The sequence below is a fragment of the Micromonospora phytophila genome, assembly GCF_023656545.1.
Lineage (GTDB): Bacteria > Actinomycetota > Actinomycetes > Mycobacteriales > Micromonosporaceae > Micromonospora > Micromonospora phytophila.
Genome location: NZ_JAMOKF010000095.1, coordinates 1 through 17,399 on the forward strand (window position 1 = coordinate 1; position 17,399 = coordinate 17,399).

The window sequence follows — 17,399 nt, forward strand, 5'->3', positions numbered from 1 at the left end:
CGGCCGGCGGCCAGGCGGGCGGCCAGCGAGCCACCCTCCTCGTACGCCATCAGCAGGTACGGGTTGCCGCCGGCGGTGCGTCCCGCCTGGTGCAGAGTCACGATGTGCGGGTGGTCGGAGAGGCGGCCCAGCACCTTCAGCTCCCGCTCGAAGCGGGCCCGGGACGGGCCGTGCCAGTCGGCGGCGAGCACCTTCACCGCCACCGACCGGGAGAAGTCGGGCTGCCAGGCCCGGTAGACCATCCCGAAGCCGCCCCGGCCGATCTCCACGGCGTCGGTGCAGCCGGGCACGCCGAGGTCGAGCCCCGCGACGGGGGCGACCTCCCCGGGGTGGTGGGCCGCCGTCTGCTCTGAGTGGACCATGGCGGCCCATTATGACCGAGCGGTAGGTCAGGTTCGTGCGTCGCTGTCGAGATGCTCACCGCTCGGGACGGCGGCCCGGCCCGGCGGATGCCCCCCTTCCGCCCGCCGGGCCGGTCCGCCGTCTCGTCAGCAGACGGTGCTGGTCGAGCCGCCCGTCGAGTTCAGGTAGCCGGTGACGTGGGTGCAGTGCGCCGCCGTGTTGGCCGGGGCGCCCCACAGCTCCGCCCGGGTGGTGTTGTTCAGCTCGCCCACGCCGTAGTCGGAGCCGCTGTCCGTGTGGTCGATCACGTGGACGTACAGGTCCCAGTTGGAATGGGTCCTGCGGTACTGCTCCCAGACGTAGATGTAGGCGTAGTTGTAGCCGCAGCCGTAGTACTGCTTGACCGACGCCGCCTCCATGCCGCCGACCGTCAGCACCCGCGTCGTGCCGATCTGGCGGACGCTGGAGCAACTGGCGGGAGTGCTGGCCAGGGCCGGGGACGCGTTGACCAGCGTCCCGGCGCCGGCGGCGGCGAGCACGGTCGCGGCGGCGAGGGAACGGCGGAGGATCGACATGTAACCCTGCTTTCTCTGGTGGACCTGAGCTGTGGCCAGGAAACCAGGGGCCCGGCGGCGCCGACAGGTGACGAAGTGGCCACCTTTCCCTCCCCCTCCGCCACCGCCGGCCGGCGGGGGTAGCCGGAAAAGGAGTGCCCGTACGTCGGCGGTAACGAGCCAAACCATCGTCCAGACCGGCTATCATCGCCGCGTGGCTATCAGTTCTCCTCCAGCCCTCGGGCCCGCGGTGGCGTTGTTCCGCTCCCTGGGCGACCCGACCAGACTGGCGATCGTGCGGCGGCTCGCGGCCGGTGAGGCGCGGGTGGTGGACCTGACGGGCGAGTTGGGCCTGGCCCAGTCCACCGTGTCGAAGCACCTCGCCTGCCTGCGCGACTGCGGCCTCGTGGACTTCCGGGCCGAGGGTCGCCAGTCGTTCTACGCCCTGGCCCGGCCGGAGCTGCTCGACCTGCTGCGCGCGGCCGAGCAGGTGCTCGCGGCCACCGGCGACGCCGTCGCCCTCTGCCCGGTCTACGGCTCGCCCGCCGGGGAGGCTGCGGCATGAGCACGCCGCTGCTGGCCCCGGAGCGCCGGGCACTGCTGTCCCGACGCAGCCTCCAACTGGCGTACGTGACCGCCGGTTACAACCTGCTGGAGGGGCTGGTCGCCGTGGCAGCCGGCGCCGCCGCGTCCTCGACGGCGCTGATCGGCTTCGGGCTGGACTCGTTCGTCGAGGTGTCCAGCGCGGCCGTGGTGATCTGGCAGTTCCGCTCCCGGGTGCCGGAGGAGCGGGAACGGCGGGCGCTGCGACTGATCGCGCTCTCGTTCTTCGCCCTCGCCGCCTGGGTCACCGTCGACGCGGCCCGCTCCCTGCTCGGCGACGGTGACGCCGAGGCCAGCCCGGTCGGCATCGGCCTCGCCATCTCCTCGCTGATCGTGATGCCCCTGCTCGTACGCGCCAAGCGCCGCACCGGCCGGGAGCTGCGCTCCGCCACGGTGCTCGCCGACTCCACCCAGACCATGCTCTGCACCTGGCTCTCGGCGGTGCTGCTGGTCGGCCTGGTGCTCAACGCGCTCTGGGGCTGGTCCTGGGCCGATCCGGTCGCCGGCCTGGTGATCGCCGGCGTCGCGGTGAAGGAAGGCGTCGAGGCCTGGCGCGGGGACCACTGCGACGACTGCGCCCTCCCGTCGGCCGACCGGGCCGCGGGCTCGGGCTGCGGGTGCGGCCCCGACTGTGCGGACGCCTGCTGCGCCGACCGTACGACCTGAGTCCGGGCTGCGCCCGGCGGATCACCCGTGAGCCGGCGGGTCCTGACGGCCGTGGACCGCCGCCCGCCCGGCCCGGGTCGGGCGGGCGGGCGGCGGCGGGCTCAGCTGCGGGTGACCAGGCCGGCGTCGACGACGTACTCCCCGCCGTGCACCGCGTGGAACTCGCTGCCGGACACGAGCAGAGTCGGGTCGTACTGGTACGAGGTCACCATGTCCGAGTCGGTGGCGTCGTCGCCGGCGTCGGAGGCGGTGAGGCTGTACGCGTTGGAGGTCTCCATCCAGACTTGGTACAGCAGTTCGGTGCGGGCGGTGATCGACCAGGTGCCGTCAGGGTTGACCACGGCGGAGCCACCGCCGGTGGCCTGCCCCTGGCGGACCCCCAGCCGTACGTACAGCACGCCGTCCGGGCCGCCGGCGACTGCCGGCTCACCCTCCTCGCGCTGCCCGTCCCGGTCGAGGTCGTGCCAGACGGTGCCGCGGATGACGCACGTCCCGGAGATCGCCACCGTCACCGAGCCGGTGTTGTTCCCGGTGTTTGCCTCGCGCCGTTCCGGAGCGATCGTCGTGGTGATCGGCACCGCCGTGCCCGGCACCGCGCCGGCCACGACGAAGGGCACGTGGAGCCGCTCGGCCCGGCCGCCGGCCGCCAGGGCCGGGTACGAACACGTGTAGCTGGTGGCGCTGGCAACCGCGCAGGTCCACCCGAAGTCGTAGGGCGTCGTGGTACGCAGCCCCTCCGGTACCGCGACGGTGACGGTGATCGGGCTCGACTCCCCGGTCCCGTAGTTCCGCACGTCGATCTGGGCGTTGAAGGTCTCGCCCTCCGCCGGGTTCAGCACGTCGGTCATCATCAGGTCGACGGCCAGGTCGGGCTGGAGCTTTCCGGCCGCCACCGCATCGGCCGGAGTGAGCGCCGCCGAGGCCCCGACCAGGGCGAGGGCGGAAAGCGTGGTGGAGAAGGTACGTCGGATGGAGCGGGACAGGGAAATCTGACGCATGCACGTCCTCACGTCGCAGCCACGGCCCTCCCAGTCGGTGAGGGCCGCAATGGAGATCAACTGTCTCCCCTCATCCGGCGTCGTCGATCCCGCTGGCGTTACATGATCTTGTGGGTGAGGGCGGGGTCCCGGTCCGTGGTCGTGCTGTGGCATGGTGCGGTCGTGAGTGGAACGGGGCAGACGGATCGGGTGACGGCGGTGCCGGAGAAGCTGGATCAGTGGCATGACTTCCGCAAGAGCGTGGCGCTGGTGTCGATGGTGCTGTTCTTCTTCTGCCTGGTCGGCCTGGGCTTCCTGGTCTACCAGCTGGCGAGCGTCGGGGACGATGGGACGTTCAGCGCCTGGTCGTTCTTCCGCTTCATGTCGGTAGCGGCACCCCTCGGTGTGGCCGCGGTGGCCGGCCTCGGCGTCTACCGGGCGAGCAACAACGCCGAGTCGAAACGGCGCGGTCGGATCATGGCCCTTGCGCTGCTCGCCGCCGCGATCCTGCTCGTCGTGACGGGCATCATCGGGGACCGCCTGTCGTGAGCTTCTCCGTCGAACCCGGCGCGTTGGAACGCGCCGCGTCCCGTCTCGACGACGCGGGCCTCGACGCTCAGACCGCCAGGGCGTACATCCGCAAGCACACGGACATGCCATGGCACGGCCAGGGACTGCTCAACGAAGCATGGCCCGCGCATCAGAAGCTCATCGACGAGATGAACAAGCGGCTCACCCACCTGGTGGAGCTGCTCGGCAAGTCACGCGACGCGCTCCAAGGGACCGCCGACTACTACCAGCGCACCGACAGCGGAAGCGCGGCCCGCCTGGATGCCACCTACCCGACGGTCGACCGCAGCGGCTACGAACTTCCCGGCGGGCGCCCGCTGAGTGGGAACCTGCCGTGAGAGAACCGACAGACTTCCTCGTCGAGCCCAGCCAACCAGACGCCTCGCTGACCCAGCGATTCGCCAACCCCATCGGCATCCTGGACTCGATCTCCATCTCCCACTGGGTCAACCAGATCATCAAGGACGTCGCCGGCTACGACGTCATCGGCACCATCACCAACGCCCTCGTCGGAGACTGGGAAAGCTTCTACAAAGCAGGCGATGCCTACGGCAACCTCGGCCAGAGCCTGCAAGCCCTCGGCCAGAACGTCAGCCTGGTCTCTGCGCAGATGGATCAACAGTGGGACGGACAGGCCGCCGACGCCGCCTTCGTCTACTTCCGCCAGCTCGGGGCGGCAACGGTTCAGCAGAACGTCGTCCTCGCCCAGGTCGAAGAGAAGTACCACGAAGCCGCGCGCGCCATCTGGCTCCTGGCCGACATGATCGGCGGCCTCGTCAAGATGATGATCGACAAGGCCATCATCATCGGCGTCAGCGCCGCTGCGGGCACCGCACTCATCGAGACCGGAGCCGGAGCCGTCGCCGGCTACGGCATCGCCGCCTGGCAAGCCACCGAACTGGTCAAGAAGGTCAACGACGCCGCACTGAAGATCCAAGCCGGCGGCACCGCGATCCTCGGCTTCTTCAGCTTCATCAAGACCCTCGCCGAACAGGGCGGCGACCTGTCCAAGGTCCCCCTGCCCGACCAGCCCTACACGAGCCCGGTGCTTCATGACGCAACCTGAACCACAACCAGGGCAACAGTTCCTCGACCTCACCGAAGGCGACCGGGGCCTCGCCAAGCTCTTCCACGCCAGCCTCGCTCGGCTCCGCGACGGCGTCGCCGGCGACGACCTCCAGGAGATGGCCCGCGACCTCCTCGCCGGGCACACCAACCTCCAACAGATCGCCGCCACCGACGCCTACGGCGGAGAACTCCTCGACCGCTACCACCGGTTCAAAGACTGGGAACAGAACCTCGACCCGGACGAGCGGCAACGCCTCACCGACCAAGCGACCGAACTCGCCGCAGACCTGGGTAGTCAGGAACAGCAGTAGGGCTGCGAAAGGCCAGGAAGACCAACTACCGTGCGCCGTGGATGACCGACCGTGGCTTCTGCCAACTGCTGCCTCCGGTCGTCATGCCCAGCCTCCGCCGCCCATCACACCCGGCTGGGGGCAACTCCGGCACTGCATTGCGCGCCGGCCGCCGGGCGTAGGGCCTCCCGGGCGCTGCATCCTCGAGGATTATCTGCGCCGCCGGCGTGGCCCGTCTCCGGATCGGCAATTCCGGCCAGCGGTCGGATTACCTGCCAGAGATCCGACCGGCAGGGGTGCCGAACCGGCAGATAATGCGGGAGTTGGCCTTCGGTTTATCCCCAAGGGGCGGCCGGCGGGCTGATCGAATGCGATCGGGAGGGAGCAGCCGTCGGATGAGCACAATGCATGCCGTGAGAGCTCACACCAGGGGCGGGCCGGAGCAACTCGTGTACGAGGAGGCGCCGCGGCCCGAGCCGGGGCCTGGTGAGGTGTTGGTGGCCGTGAAGGCCGCTTCCATGACACCCCATGAGCTCACCTGGCCGGCAACCTGGACGCACAGCTTTGACGGGACAGGACCCGAGCGCACCCCGATCATCCCGTCGCACGAGTTCTCCGGAGTCGTCGCGGCGTCCGGGGCGGGGGTGGAGAGGCCCGCTGAGGGGGAGGCCGTCTACGGCTTGATCCCTTTCACCCGCGATGGCGCGGCGGCCCAGTACGTCGCCCTGCCCGCGGCCGTCCTGGCGGCCAAACCCGCCACCGTTGACCACGACCACGCCGCGGCGCTCCCATTGGCTGCGTTGAGTGCCTGGCAGGCCCTGGTGGATCACGCTGACCTGCAGGCCGGCCAGCACGTGCTGGTGCAGGGCGGCGCCGGCGGCGTGGGAGCCTACGTGGTGCAGCTTGCGGCCAGCCTCGGTGCCCGTGTGAACGCCACGGCGGCGGCGGCCGACCTGGAATTCGTCAAGGGTCTGGGTGCCGAGCAGGTCATCGACTATGCGCACGACCGCTTCGAGGATCACGTTCGCGACGTGGACGTGGTCGTTGATCTTGTCGGAGGGGCCACGCAGTCGCGCTCCTGGTCGGTCCTGAAACCGGGCGGTGTCCTGGTCACCCTCGTCACCCCACCCGACCAGCAGGAAGCAGCCCGGCATGGCGTTCGTGGGGTGTTCTTCGTCGTCGAGCCCAACCAGAACGCGTTGCGTTCCATCGCCGAGTTCGTCGATAACGGCCGGTTGAGGCCGGTGCTGGACCGCGTGCTGCCCCTCACTGAGACGCGCTCAGGTTACGAGGCGCTCGAGACGGCCAAGCGCCGCGGCAAGATCGTCATCCACGTCGCCGACTAGTCACTGCCGTCGGTGCCGCTGTGGGACGTGGGGTCCGCTGTTCGGTGACGGGGTCCGGTCGGCCCGCAGGCCCGGACTACTCGCTTACAAGCTCTGTGCAGCTCGTCCGGCGGCGTCTGTCCGCGTGCACGACCTCGGACGACTGTCCGTGCAGGGCTGTCGACAGACAACCCGTCCGGGACGGTTGCAGTCAGCGTTGCTGTCGGCGGGCGCTCGCGCCGTCGCGACTAGCCCCTCACCAGCGACCATCTGATACATAGCGCTTGGCGGGCCGGTCGCATGAGGGCCGGGCACGCGCTCCGGCCGCTGTCGCATGTCAGAATGCCCCCAAACCTAGAGCAAACCTGGCAGAACGGGCGAGCCGATGACAACGAGCAGGGCGGCCGAGCTGGTGCGGAAAGCCGGGGACCCGGAGCGGGCTACGTTCCTGGAACTCTTCTTCGACCTGGTGTTTGTCCTCGCGCTCGCTCAGCTCTCGCGCGGCCTGGCCGAGGATCTCGGGTGGAGCGGCGCCTTCCGGACGCTGGTGCTGTTGGGGGCCATCTGGTGGGTCTGGTCCAGCACCGCGTGGCTAACCGACCGGACGGACCCACATCGACCGGTAATCCAGGCGCTGGTCATCGCGACCATGGTCGGCAGCCTGGTGATGGCGGCCGCGGTGCCCGAGGCATTCGGCGACACGGGCCTGATCTTCGCGGGCGCCTACGTCGCCGTCCAGCTCGGCCGCGGGCTCGTCCTCGTGGCCATTCTGCGTGGCCACAAGCTGCAGCGCCACGTCGTGCGCGGGCTGTTCTGGTACGGCCTGTCGGCGCTGCCGTGGATCGCGGGGGCGCTCGTGCACGGCACGGCACGTGGAGCGTTGTGGGCACTCGCGGTGGTCCTTGACCACACGGCAGGCAGAATCGGCTTCCCCACCCCGGGGGCGGGCCGTACGCCCAATCAAGACCTTGTGATCTCGGGCGAGCACCTGTCCGAGCGCTACCGGCAGTTCTTCATCATCGCGCTCGGGGAGCTGATCCTGGTTACCGGACTGGCGCTGAGCAGTAGCGGCTTCGCGCCGGACAGGGCCGCCGCGTTCGCAGTGTCGATCGCGACCACCGTGCTGCTGTGGCGGATCTACATATACCGCGCTGGGCAAGTCCTGGCGGAAGCGATTGCCGTGTCCGCCGACCCGGTCCGGCTCGCCCGCTTGGCGTCATACGCCCACCTGGTGATGGTGGCCGGCGTGGTCGTCGCCGCCGTCGGCGACGAACTCGTCATCGCCCATCCACTCGGGCACACCCCACCGGCCTGGATCGCCGTCATCCTCGGCGGACCGGCGCTGTACCTGGCCGGGCGCGCCCGCTTCGAGCACGCGGTATTCGGCCGCGTGTCCCGGTCCCGACCGATCGGCGTCCTTGTGCTGGCCGCCCTGACACCGGCGATGCTCCCCCTGCCGCCACTCGTGGTCGCCGCTGCTGCTGCCCTCGTCCTGACCGGGATCGCCATATCCGACGCAGCCCGCGCCCGTAGACGCCCGTCCGAGCCGCCCTCACCACCCGGCTAGCCGGAAGCGTCACCCATCTCTTGAGACTGTTCTGTCACGCAGGTCCTGAGACCCGACACGTGTCCGACTCCGGATGATGCGTTACACGGTGGCTTCACTTGATGGGTGACACTCCGTCGAGTGCTGGTGGAGTTGAGCGTGACCGAGCAGCGCCATCGCGCAGTGTTGGAAGTCGAAGCTGGGCTGTCCGTGACCGAGGTCGCCGAACGGTTCGGCGTCTCGCGTCAGGCCGTGCATCGCTGGTTGGGTTGGTATCGCGACCAGGGCTTGGATGGTCTGGCTGACCGGTCGCACCGACCGCATGCGCACCCGGCCCAGACTTCTGGCGAGGTGGAGGCGGTGATCTGCGAACTGCGCCGCAACCATCCCCGCTGGGTCAGCGGCGGTCACCCATGGGGAACTGAACGTGGTCCAGCAGCTGCGGCACTCGCCGGAGCACTTCGGCGGCTTCTACCTCTCGCCGCCGAAGAGCGGATCAGGGGGAACCGTCGACCTGGACGCGGTCGTGGCGGACCAACTGACCGCTCACCTCAGCGACGTCGGCCCCGTCGAGTTCGACTTGCCGGACATCACAACGGGGGAGCGGGTGACCCGGCGTGTGGCGGTCCTGTTCACCTCGCAGCGGGGAAAGCTGCTGACGGATCGCTATTGGGCAGAGCTGTGGACGGACTGGCGGGAGGCGGCCGGCTGGCCGAAGGAGGGCACCTTTCACTCTCTGCGCCACTTCTTCGCCACGACGCTGATGAGCAACGGCTTCGAGCCGCAGGACGTGCAGAAGGCGCTGAGGCGCGCCAATTTGCGGATCACCTTGGAAACCTACGTGCACTGGCTGCCGAAGAAGGACCGGCCGCGGCGTGGTGGGCCAGCTCCTCCGGCATGCCGACAGCAGACGTGGCGACGCCGGCAATAACCAAGATCAGAGTTAGTTTGTGCCCTGATTGCGCCCGATGATCTTCCTTCGGCGTTCTCGCAGCTCAGAGGCGGTAGATGGTGGGCCGCCAGGGACTCGAACCCTGAACCTATGGATTAAAAGTCCACAGCTCTGCCATTGAGCTAGCGGCCCGCGCGCTCAGGTTACCGGACGGCGACCGGATGCGACTTGCGGCTTCCACGCCGCCGTCGATACGTGCAGCTCAGCGAGGCCGTCAGGTTCGGAACGTCAGGTCGGGAACCAGCCGTTTCCAGCAACGCGGAGCGCCCGCCCGATCGTGGGCGGGCACCGACGGAGCAGGTCTACTACGCCCGCTCGGCGGCCAGCGCGACGAAGGCGCGCCAGGCCGCGGGCGTGAAGGTGAGGGCGGGGCCGGTCGGGTCCTTGGAGTCGCGGACGCCGACCATCCCGGGTTGTCGGCCACCTCCACGCAGTTGCCGCCGCTGGAACCACTGCGGCTGGACTTGCGCCAGGTGGCGTTACTGAGGTCCATGATGGCTCTGCACTTCCTTCATCAGATCGATGGACTGCTGGCGCGGGAGCGCTTCGTTCCGCACGCCCTCCCACTTCGCCAGAAGACTAGCCACCTCATCCTCTCTGTCGACCACAACTCCGCCTAGCTGGTTTTCCAGGTGCCCAACCCATCCGCCATCGGCGGATCGAGCCAGCGCGAAGGGGCCAGACAGGCCGATGTGCAGTCCGGTCGCCGCCGGAATCAGGTGCACGTGAACGTGCGGAAGCTCCGCCATCGCGACCAGGTGCGCGACCTGGTCAGCCATGATGCCGCTGAATCCGTCGCCCGTCCGACGCAGCGCGGATTCGTCCAGGACCGCGACCAACTGTGGGGGCTTGTCGCCGGTGAGGACCTTTTGACGGTCCATGCGGGTGCTCACCTGCTGGTCAACTTCCGTCGCTGACATCATGTCGTTGAAGCGCATGACGACCCGGGCGTAGTTCTCGGTCTGTAGCAGGCCGGGACCTAGAAGAGGCTCGAACAGCCTGAGTTGACGCGCGCCGCGTTCCGCGTCGAGCCAGGGCAGGAACCAGGACGGTGCGCCGAGGTTGGCGACGAGCCGTTCGAAGAGCCCGCCGGTCTTCAGCGCCCGGTCGGCGCCCTTGATGAAGTCCATGGTGAGGGCGCGGGTGCCGCTCTCCACGGCGCTGACGTGCGAGGCGCTGAAGCCCGCGCCCCGGCCGAACGCCTCCTGCGTCATGCCGGCGGCCCCGCCTGAGCGGCGGATCTCGGCCACGATGAAGTCCGCGAGCGGACTCGGCACGTCAGCCACTCAGAGCCTCCCAGTTCGAAGATCGACTACTCACGTCGCCACCCGCCGGGCGCTGGTCCGGTCAGCCCGGCCCGGACCCCGAGAGCACCTGCCGAGCGTAGTCGGCTCCACAGCAGAGTGTCACCAGCGGGACTGCTCGTGGAGCACCGGCCGGGGGCCACCCGGGGTGCTCATCCGGGCGGTCCCTCCCGACGGCGGAGAGGGGGAGACGTGCCGAGCGACGAGCCGAAGCCACCGGCGTGGACGGTGGGAGACGTGATCCGGGTCCCCGAGGACGCCTACCGGTTCGGCAGCGGCAGCCTGAGCATGTACGTCGCCGAGGTGCTCAGCCGGGGCCCGTTCCAGGGCGCGGAGTGGGCCGAGCTGCGCGGCCGCGAGCTGAACCCGGACGGCGCGCTCCGGGCGCGCGAACGGTACGCCTTCGTGCGCGTGGACCGGGCCACGGTCGTACCGGTGCCGTCGCTGTGACCCGCCGGCCCGACCACCTGCCGTCCCGCCCGACCTGGCGCTGCGCGGCCTGCGGGATCGCCTGGCCGTGCTCCGCGGCGAAGCTGCGCCTGCTCGCCGAGTACCGCACCGACCGCATCGCGCTGATCATCTACCTCGGCTATCTCCAGGTGGAGGCCGCCGAGCAGCTTGCCGAGCTGGACGGGGGCGAGCCGCCGGCCGGCCTGGCCGAGCGCTTCACCGGCTGGGCCCGCCCGCGCGGCTGACCGTGCCGTCCTCCGGCCGGCGCAATGCCCGCGAACGCGCTGCGTGGGGCGGGGGATGCGACCGCAGGGCGCGCCGGACCGCTGGACGACCGCGTATGGGGTGGAGCGGTTCGGCCATGGCCGGGACGATCACGACCCGGTTGACTGGTGGCACGACCACAGGGGGAGGACCACCATGCCCGAGCCGATCCGCATCGCCGCGCTGGCCGGGGCGACCCTGAGCACCGGGCTGACGGCCGGACTCTTCTTCGCGTACACCTGCTCGGTGATGCCGGGCCTGGCCGTCACCGACGACCGGACGCTGGTCGGTGCCATGCAGTCGATCAACCGCAAGATCCTCAACGGCTGGTTCCTGGCCGCCTTCCTCGGCGCGGTGCTGCTGATCGCGCTGGCCGCCGCGTTGCACCTGCCCCACGGTGGCCCGGTGCCCGGCTGGACCGTCGCCGCGCTGGTCGGCTACCTGGTCACCCTCGGCGTCACCATGGGCGTGAACGTGCCCCTCAACGACCAGCTCGACGCCGCCGGGCCGGTGGACCGGATCGCCGACCTGGCGGCCGTGCGGGAGCGGTTCGAGGCGACCTGGGTGCGGTGGAACCTGGTCCGCACGATCAGTTCGTCGTTCGCCTTCGCCTGCCTGATCGCCGCGCTGCTGACCCGGCGCGGCTGAGCGCGGAGCCAGCTGGACCTGCCCGCCGACTCGGCGATGCCGCTGACCACGGTCAGCGTGGGCGAGCCGGCCGGCGACCGGCGGGCCGGGCACGGCGTGTGCCGCGGGCCGGATCGCCCAGTCGGCCGGCAGGCATGGGTGGGCCGGCGCGGGGAACCGTGTCGGGATGAGGATGAGCAGCACCCCGGCCGTGGCGGCCTCCGGGGAGGAGATCGGCCCGGACGGCGTACGCGAGCCGGGCGGTGAGGTGCACGCCTGGCTGCCCGGGCAGAACCAGACGGTGTGCGGGCTTCAACTCAGCCGCACCCGGCTGCGCCGCTTCCCGCACGTGAAGTTCGACTACACCGGCACCGACCAGCTCACCGAGGCGGACGCCGTCGGCTGGATCTGCCCACGCTGCCTGGCCGCCTCCGACGGTCGCCGCCGTGGCGAGAAGCGGAACTGGGTGCGGGAGTCACCCCGACCCTGACCCGTCGGGCGGTTGGCGGGCGGCTGACCGGGTACGGGTCGGGCATGCGGATCGTGGTGGTGGGGGCGAGCGGCAACGTCGGTACCGCGCTGTTGCGCCGGTTGCGCCGGGAACGCGGACTGGACCTCGCCGGAGTGGCCCGCCGGCTGCCCGGCGCGGACGCCGGTGAGCCGTACGACCAGGTGGAGTGGCACTCCTGCGACATCGGCCTGCCCGGCGCGGCCGACCAGCTCGCCGAGGTCTTCGCCGGCGCCGACGCGGTGGTGCACCTGGCCTGGCAGATCCAGCCCAGTCACGACCAACGGGTGCTGCACCGCACCAACGTCGGCGGCAGCCGCGCGGTGATCGAGGCGGTGGTCCGCGCCGGCGTGCCGGCCCTGGTTTACGCCTCGTCGGTCGGCACCTACGCGCCCGGCCCCAAGGACCACCCGGTCAGCGAGCGCTGGCCGGTGACCGGGGTGCCCGGTTCGTCGTACAGCCGGGACAAGGCCGACGTGGAGGCGCTGCTCGACCGGACGGAACGGGAGCATCCCGGGCTGCGGGTGGTGCGGTTGCGACCCGGACTGGTCTTCCAGCGGGCCGCGGCCACCGAGATCACCCGCTACTTCGTCGGGCCGTTCGTGCCCCTGCGGCTGCTCCGCTTCGGGCGGCTGCCGTTGGTGCCCACCAACCCTCGGCTGCGGATGCAGGCGGTGCACGCCGAGGACGTCGCCGACGCGTACGCCCGGGCGGCCCTCGGCGAGGCGCGCGGCGCCTTCAACATCGCCGCGGACCCGGTGCTGACCCCCGAGCTGGTGGCCCGGCACTTCCACGGCTGGACGGTGCCGGTGGCCGGCCCGCTGCTGCGCGCCGCCGCCGCGCTGACCTGGCGGGCGCGGCTGCAACCGATCGACGCCGGCTGGGTGCAGCTGGCTTTGAACGCGCCGCTGATGTCCAGCGATCGCGCCGAGACCGAGCTGGGCTGGCGGCCCCGGCACGACGCGCTCAGCGCGCTCAAGGAACTCATCGCCGGCATGGCCCACGGCGAGCACACCGGCAGCCCGCCGATGTCCGCCGACCCCGGCCTGCCCGGCCGCCCGGCGGGCCTGCTCCGCGCCCGCCCCGCCGGCCACGGCAACCCCTACTGACGTACGCCCACCCCGCCGATCCGCGACCCCCGGCGCTTCCGGTGCCGGGGCGGGCTGTGGGTCAGCTGAGTTTGGAGTTGGTCACCGTGGGGTTGCGGGCGCCGAGGAAGAAGATGCCGGGGTAGCCGCGCGTCTCGAAGCCGTCGCTCGGGTTGCGGCGCAGGGTGGAGTTCTCGATCCGCATGGTGCCGGTGCGGTCGTTGCTGACGAAGAAGACGGCCCCGCCACCCTCGTTCGCCTTGTTGCCCTCGATGAGCGTGCCGGCGATCCGAACGGTGAACTCGTTGCCGTCGCAGTAGATCGCCCCGCCGCTGCCGCCGCCCGGCGTGCCGGCCTTGGCCGGGTTCGCCCCGGTGCCGACCGCCCGGTTGTTGCGCAGGACGCTGTTCAGCACCACCCAGGTGACGCCGATGCTGCTCAGCGCCCCGCCGTTGGCGCAGACGCCGCCGTCGAAGGTGCTGCCCACGACGTACACCGGCTTGTTCTCGTACTGGCTGAGCACCCGGATCGCCGCGCCGCCCAGGTCGGGGCCCGTCCGGTCGCAGCGGTTGCGGACGAAGCGCGAGTTGACCACCTTGAACCGGCCGCCCCGGACGAAGATCGCCCCACCGCCGCCGCCCTCCGCCTGCTCGCCGGTGGAGTTGCCTTCGGCGAAGGTCAGGTTCTGCACGGTGAGCTGCGGGTGGTCCTGGTTCTGGCAGTGCGAGGTGGTCCAGCCCTGCGCGCCGTCGCAGGTGTTCATGTAGAGGATCCGCCGCTGCCCCTGGCCGCTGAGGGTGACCTTGCCGCCGCCGTCCAGCACCACCCTCGGCCCGTTGGCGTTGCGGACCTTGGCGGTGGCCGTCATCCTGATCGTCACCGGCTCCGGCCCGCAGTCGAAGGTGATGACGCCGCCGGCCGCGACCGCCTTCACCACCGCCGCCGAGGTGCAGCTCGCCGCCGTGCCGCTGCCGATCGTCCGGGTCGGCCTCGAGGTGTCCACGGCCCGCGCCTCGGCCGGGACGTCCGCGCCGCCGTTCGGGTTGCCGGCCTTCAGCGCCCCGGCCTTCGTCGAGGGCTTCGGGCCAGCGCTCGCCCCGGGCCCGCCCAGGCCGGAACGGTCCGCCGGGGCGACCGCGGGGCCGGTCGCCTCGACCCCGCTGGCCGGCGCCGACGCGGCAACCGGGGCCGGCGGTGCGTCGCCGTCGGGGGTGGCGCCCCCGCAGCCGGGCAGGCCCGCGGTGGCGACACTCAGGACAAGCAGGGCGACAAGGGATTTCACGCGCACCCCGTGATGCTAGGAGCCGCACGGACGGCGGAGTGAATCCGCCGCCCGGGCTTAACCCGGCCCTAAGGTCGGGCGCGGATCAGCGCGACGATCCCGACTGCGCCGCGCCGAACCGCGCCGGGCCGCGCCGAACCGGGCCCGCGCCGAGCCGCGCCGAACCGGGGCGGGTCAGAAGTCGGCGAAGAGGTACGGCAGTTCGCGCGGGAAGAGCCGGCGCAGCTCGGCCGCGGCGTCCACCGGCACGTCGCCCAGCCCCCGCAGGCTCACCTCCGCCGGGTCGAGCACCCCGTACGCCAGGGCGGAAAGCCCGGCGGCGGTCAGCGTGGCGGTCGGCGGCGACCCGGCCGTGGCGGTGGCGCCGGTGACCAGTTCCAGCGACCCGGTCGTGCCGTCCAGCAGGTACGTCCCGGCCAGCCAGCGGTCCCCGGTCAGCTCCACCCGGACCCGGCCGGGACCGGCGGGCAGCCCCGCCAGCGGGTCCACCGACAGCAGCCGGGCCATCGGCGCCGAGGAGCCCGGCCGGGCGATCGTCGCCTCGACGTGCACGTCGAGGTCGGTCAGCCACAGCTCGGGCAGCTCGTCGGCGGGGATCACGACGCTGACCTTCGCCACCTGGTCGACGTGCCGGGCGAAGAACTGCAACAGCAGCGCCCGGGCGTACGGGTCGGTGGCGAGCAGGTCGTCCGCGATCAGCGTGCCCGCGTGGTCGTCGATCCGGTAGGTCACAGCACCGGTGACCGCCCCGCCGACCCGGGCGGTGAGCAGCCACCGCTCGTCCCGGTCGCGCAACCCGACGTCCCGGTAGTCCGGGAAGAGCGCGAAGCCGTGCCGCTGGAGCAGGGACCGCTCGGTGAACTCCCGCCACGTCGGGTAGCCCGTCCCGATCCGCTCCCAGCCCACCTCGCCGGGCAGTTCGGTGCGGAGCAGCGGGCTCAGGTCGGCGGGGGAGAAGGTGGCCGTGCGCGCCTTCGGCAGCCCGACGTAGCCGAAGCGCGCGTAGAACGAGGGCCGGAACGGCCAGAGCGCGCTCAGCCGGTGCCCCTCGTCGCGCATCTCGTCGAGGAGCTGGTGCAGCAGGGCCCGGACGTGCCCCTGCCGGCGGGCCAGCGGGTGGGTGGCCACCCCGGCGACACCGGCCATCGGCAGCACCGTGCCGCGCAGGTTCTGTCGCATCGGGACGGCCGAGGCGGCGGCCACCGACGCGCCGTCCGCCTCGACGACCAGCGTCCGGTTGCCCTCGTTGTAGGGCAGGTATTCGCGGAACTCCTCCGTCCGGGCCGCGGTGGGCGGCGACGTCTCGAACGCGTACGCCTGGAGCGGGAAGCTGGTGGTCAGTCGGTCCTCGGAGCGCACCCGGCGGATGGTCATCCGCCAATCCCAACCCGACCCGGCGTACGCCGCAACCGCATTCGCCCGCTCACACTCCGGTTACGTCCGAGACCACGACGGTGACATTGTCCGGCGCGCCGGCCTGGTGGGCGAGCTTGACCAGCTGCTCGCCGCACTGCTGGCGGTCGCTGTACATGCTCAGCGTGGCGGAGATCGTGGCGTCCTCGACGTAGTCGGAGAGCCCGTCGCTGCACAGCAGCAGCCGGTCGCCGGCGACCACGGTCAGCACCCCGATCGCCGGCGGGGTGTCCGCGCCCTGCACCGCCCGGGTCACCAGGGACCGCTGCGGGTGGTGCCGCGCCTGCTCCGGCGCGAGCGCCCCCTGGTCGACCAGCGCCTGGACGAACGTGTCGTCCCGGGTGAGCTGGGTCAGCTCCCCGTCGCGCTGGAGGTAGCAGCGAGAGTCACCGACCTGGGCGAGCACCAGGGTGTCCCCGGCGAGCAGGGCGGCGGTCAGCGTGGTGCCCATGCCGTCGCGGGCCGGGTCGACGGTGATGGCGGCGTGGATGCGGCGGTTGGCGGTGCTCACCACGGCGCGCAGCGCGTCGGCGGCCTCGTCGGGGGCGGTGGGCGGGCTCAGCTCGTCCAGGATGCGGATGACGATCTCGCTCGCCACCTCGCCGGCGGGCAGTCCACCCATCCCGTCGGCGACCGCGACGAGACGGTCACCGGCGAGGGCGGAGTCCTCGTTGTTGGTCCGGACCAGGCCGATGTCGTTGAGGATGGCCGAGCGGAGGATCAGCGTCATGGGGTCAAGCTTGCCAAGAACACCCTGCCGCCGTCTCTACGCACTACTGCGTAGGGTTGGGGAATGATGCCGGTGTCCATGGTCGGGCGCGCCGGTGAGCTGGCCGAGCTCGACCGGGCATGGTCCACCGTGGTCGCTTCCGGACGGTCCGCGCCGTCCGTCGCCGTGATCAGCGGTGGCGCGGGCGTGGGCAAGTCTCTGCTGGTCGCGGCCGCTCTGGAGGCCTTCACTCCGCGTCCGGCGGTGGTGCTGTCGGGCGCCGCCCGGGTGCACAGCCCCGCGCCGTACGACTGGTTGGCCGCCGTTCTCACTGGTCGGGACACCAGCCGGCTCGACCTGCCGCCGGACGCGCTGGCCTGGCTCGCCCAGCAGCCCACCGCGCCGCGCGAACGCTACGCCCCGGGCACCCTGCTCCGCCTCGCCGTGCGTACCGTCCGGCTGCTGGTCGGTGCCGGCCCGGCGGTGCTGGTGGTGGAGGACCTGCACGCGCTCGACCCGGCCAGCCTGAATCTGCTCGGCGAGCTGGCCACCGCCGCCGACCTGCCCGCGCTGCTGGTGGTGGCCACCCGGCCCGCCGCGGACGCGGTCGCACCGGACCTCGCGGTCCGCGCGCTGGCGCGGCTCTGCGGCGTCCGGGGCGCCGTTCGCCAACACCTCGGACCGCTGCTCCCGGCCGAGGTCGCCGAGGTGCTGACCCAGGTGTACGCGGACCTGCGCCCCTCCTCCCGCCTGGTGCGCGCGGTCTGGCAGCGCACCGCCGGCAACCCGTACGCGCTGACCGAGCTGCTCGCCGCCCACGCCGGGCGGGGGCCGGAGGCGTTGCTCCGCCCGCCCCGCCCG

Annotated in this window: 22 protein-coding genes, 1 tRNA gene and 2 pseudogenes; 16 read left to right on the forward strand and 9 right to left on the reverse strand. The window is 71.6% G+C overall.

All coding sequences use genetic code 11. From position 1 onward, the window contains the following. Both NCC78_RS14190 and NCC78_RS14195 read right to left on the reverse strand, forming a co-directional pair. The coding region (locus NCC78_RS14190) for a protein kinase domain-containing protein (protein WP_250794988.1) at positions 1–362 on the reverse strand (362 nt) is incomplete at its 3' end. Between the two features lie 126 nt (positions 363–488). Continuing rightward, the gene (locus NCC78_RS14195; RefSeq protein WP_250794989.1) at positions 489–917 is read right to left on the reverse strand and encodes a hypothetical protein; all 429 of its coding nucleotides are present in this window, start codon (positions 915–917) and stop codon (positions 489–491) included. Positions 918–1,110: 193 nt separating this feature from the next. Here NCC78_RS14195 and NCC78_RS14200 point away from each other — a divergent pair, with 193 nt between their 5' ends. Further along, a complete protein-coding gene (locus tag NCC78_RS14200; protein ID WP_250794990.1) occupies positions 1,111–1,461 on the forward strand; it encodes an ArsR/SmtB family transcription factor in 351 nt (116 codons plus the stop codon). After that, positions 1,458–2,165, forward strand: coding sequence for a cation diffusion facilitator family transporter (locus NCC78_RS14205; protein ID WP_250794991.1), 708 nt, complete (start codon positions 1,458–1,460; stop codon positions 2,163–2,165). The genes NCC78_RS14200 and NCC78_RS14205 overlap by 4 nt, the downstream gene beginning before the upstream one ends. Positions 2,166–2,266: 101 nt before the next feature. Here NCC78_RS14205 and NCC78_RS14210 read toward each other — a convergent pair whose 3' ends face one another. Beyond that, positions 2,267–3,163 (reverse strand): SdrD B-like domain-containing protein, encoded by an 897-nt coding sequence (locus tag NCC78_RS14210; RefSeq protein ID WP_250794992.1) that lies wholly within the window; start codon positions 3,161–3,163, stop codon positions 2,267–2,269. Positions 3,164–3,325: 162 nt separating this feature from the next. On the opposite strand from NCC78_RS14210, the gene NCC78_RS14215 reads away from it, so the two are divergent. The 8 genes and pseudogenes from NCC78_RS14215 (at position 3,326) to NCC78_RS14250 (ending at position 8,872) form a co-directional block, all read left to right on the forward strand. Then, the gene (locus NCC78_RS14215; RefSeq protein ID WP_250794993.1) at positions 3,326–3,691 is read left to right on the forward strand and encodes a hypothetical protein; all 366 of its coding nucleotides are present in this window, start codon (positions 3,326–3,328) and stop codon (positions 3,689–3,691) included. After that, entirely contained in the window at positions 3,688–4,050 is a 363-nt protein-coding gene (locus tag NCC78_RS14220; protein ID WP_250794994.1) for a WXG100 family type VII secretion target, read from the forward strand. The genes NCC78_RS14215 and NCC78_RS14220 overlap by 4 nt, the downstream gene beginning before the upstream one ends. Next, entirely contained in the window at positions 4,047–4,778 is a 732-nt protein-coding gene (locus NCC78_RS14225) for a hypothetical protein (protein WP_250794995.1), read from the forward strand. The genes NCC78_RS14220 and NCC78_RS14225 overlap by 4 nt, the downstream gene beginning before the upstream one ends. Beyond that, positions 4,765–5,091 carry a hypothetical protein gene (locus NCC78_RS14230; RefSeq protein ID WP_250794996.1) on the forward strand — a complete coding sequence of 109 codons (327 nt, stop codon included), beginning with the start codon at positions 4,765–4,767 and terminating at the stop codon, positions 5,089–5,091. Before NCC78_RS14225 ends, NCC78_RS14230 begins: the two co-directional genes overlap by 14 nt. Positions 5,092–5,519: 428 nt before the next feature. Further along, positions 5,520–6,416 carry an NADP-dependent oxidoreductase gene (locus tag NCC78_RS14235; RefSeq protein WP_250794997.1) on the forward strand — a complete coding sequence of 299 codons (897 nt, stop codon included), beginning with the start codon at positions 5,520–5,522 and terminating at the stop codon, positions 6,414–6,416. 391 nt (positions 6,417–6,807) lie between these two features. Further along, positions 6,808–7,962, forward strand: coding sequence for a low temperature requirement protein A (locus NCC78_RS14240; RefSeq protein WP_250794998.1), 1,155 nt, complete (start codon positions 6,808–6,810; stop codon positions 7,960–7,962). 132 nt (positions 7,963–8,094) lie between these two features. Beyond that, positions 8,095–8,337: pseudogene (locus NCC78_RS14245) on the forward strand (helix-turn-helix domain-containing protein); the annotation flags it as partial. Positions 8,338–8,368: 31 nt separating this feature from the next. After that, entirely contained in the window at positions 8,369–8,872 is a 504-nt protein-coding gene (locus NCC78_RS14250; RefSeq protein WP_250794999.1) for a tyrosine-type recombinase/integrase, read from the forward strand. A 78-nt stretch (positions 8,873–8,950) separates the two neighbouring features. Here the strand turns inward: NCC78_RS14250 and NCC78_RS14255 are convergent. The 3 genes and pseudogenes from NCC78_RS14255 to NCC78_RS14265 all read right to left on the reverse strand — a co-directional run bounded on the left by NCC78_RS14255 (position 8,951) and on the right by NCC78_RS14265 (position 10,179). Then, positions 8,951–9,025, reverse strand: a tRNA-Lys gene (locus NCC78_RS14255). Between the two features lie 173 nt (positions 9,026–9,198). Next, positions 9,199–9,386, reverse strand: a pseudogene (locus NCC78_RS14260) (DUF397 domain-containing protein). Next, positions 9,373–10,179 carry a helix-turn-helix domain-containing protein gene (locus NCC78_RS14265; protein ID WP_250795000.1) on the reverse strand — a complete coding sequence of 269 codons (807 nt, stop codon included), beginning with the start codon at positions 10,177–10,179 and terminating at the stop codon, positions 9,373–9,375. Before NCC78_RS14265 ends, NCC78_RS14260 begins: the two are co-directional and overlap by 14 nt. Positions 10,180–10,389: 210 nt before the next feature. Here NCC78_RS14265 and NCC78_RS14270 point away from each other — a divergent pair, with 210 nt between their 5' ends. The 5 genes from NCC78_RS14270 to NCC78_RS14290 all read left to right on the forward strand — a co-directional run bounded on the left by NCC78_RS14270 (position 10,390) and on the right by NCC78_RS14290 (position 13,155). Further along, positions 10,390–10,647 (forward strand): hypothetical protein, encoded by a 258-nt coding sequence (locus NCC78_RS14270; protein WP_250795001.1) that lies wholly within the window; start codon positions 10,390–10,392, stop codon positions 10,645–10,647. Then, positions 10,644–10,892, forward strand: coding sequence for a flavin reductase (locus NCC78_RS14275; protein ID WP_250795002.1), 249 nt, complete (start codon positions 10,644–10,646; stop codon positions 10,890–10,892). The genes NCC78_RS14270 and NCC78_RS14275 overlap by 4 nt, the downstream gene beginning before the upstream one ends. A 175-nt stretch (positions 10,893–11,067) precedes the next feature. Beyond that, positions 11,068–11,559 carry an anthrone oxygenase family protein gene (locus tag NCC78_RS14280; RefSeq protein WP_250795003.1) on the forward strand — a complete coding sequence of 164 codons (492 nt, stop codon included), beginning with the start codon at positions 11,068–11,070 and terminating at the stop codon, positions 11,557–11,559. A 172-nt stretch (positions 11,560–11,731) separates the two neighbouring features. Continuing rightward, positions 11,732–12,028 carry a hypothetical protein gene (locus NCC78_RS14285; protein ID WP_250795004.1) on the forward strand — a complete coding sequence of 99 codons (297 nt, stop codon included), beginning with the start codon at positions 11,732–11,734 and terminating at the stop codon, positions 12,026–12,028. Positions 12,029–12,072: 44 nt separating this feature from the next. Continuing rightward, positions 12,073–13,155: an NAD-dependent epimerase/dehydratase family protein gene (locus tag NCC78_RS14290; RefSeq protein ID WP_250795005.1), complete on the forward strand. Its 1,083-nt coding sequence runs from the start codon at positions 12,073–12,075 to the stop codon at positions 13,153–13,155. 61 nt (positions 13,156–13,216) lie between these two features. On the opposite strand, the gene NCC78_RS14295 is transcribed toward NCC78_RS14290, so the two are convergent. The 3 genes from NCC78_RS14295 to NCC78_RS14305 all read right to left on the reverse strand — a co-directional run bounded on the left by NCC78_RS14295 (position 13,217) and on the right by NCC78_RS14305 (position 16,559). Then, entirely contained in the window at positions 13,217–14,416 is a 1,200-nt protein-coding gene (locus NCC78_RS14295; RefSeq protein ID WP_372495133.1) for a hypothetical protein, read from the reverse strand. Between the two features lie 174 nt (positions 14,417–14,590). Next, a complete protein-coding gene (locus NCC78_RS14300; protein WP_250795007.1) occupies positions 14,591–15,790 on the reverse strand; it encodes a GNAT family N-acetyltransferase in 1,200 nt (399 codons plus the stop codon). A gap of 49 nt (positions 15,791–15,839) precedes the next feature. Continuing rightward, positions 15,840–16,559, reverse strand: a complete 720-nt coding sequence (locus NCC78_RS14305) for a PP2C family protein-serine/threonine phosphatase (RefSeq protein ID WP_250795008.1) — start codon at positions 16,557–16,559, stop codon at positions 15,840–15,842. A gap of 63 nt (positions 16,560–16,622) precedes the next feature. Here NCC78_RS14305 and NCC78_RS14310 point away from each other — a divergent pair. Beyond that, positions 16,623–17,399: AAA family ATPase (locus tag NCC78_RS14310; protein ID WP_250795009.1), on the forward strand; the 777-nt coding region annotated here is incomplete at its 3' end.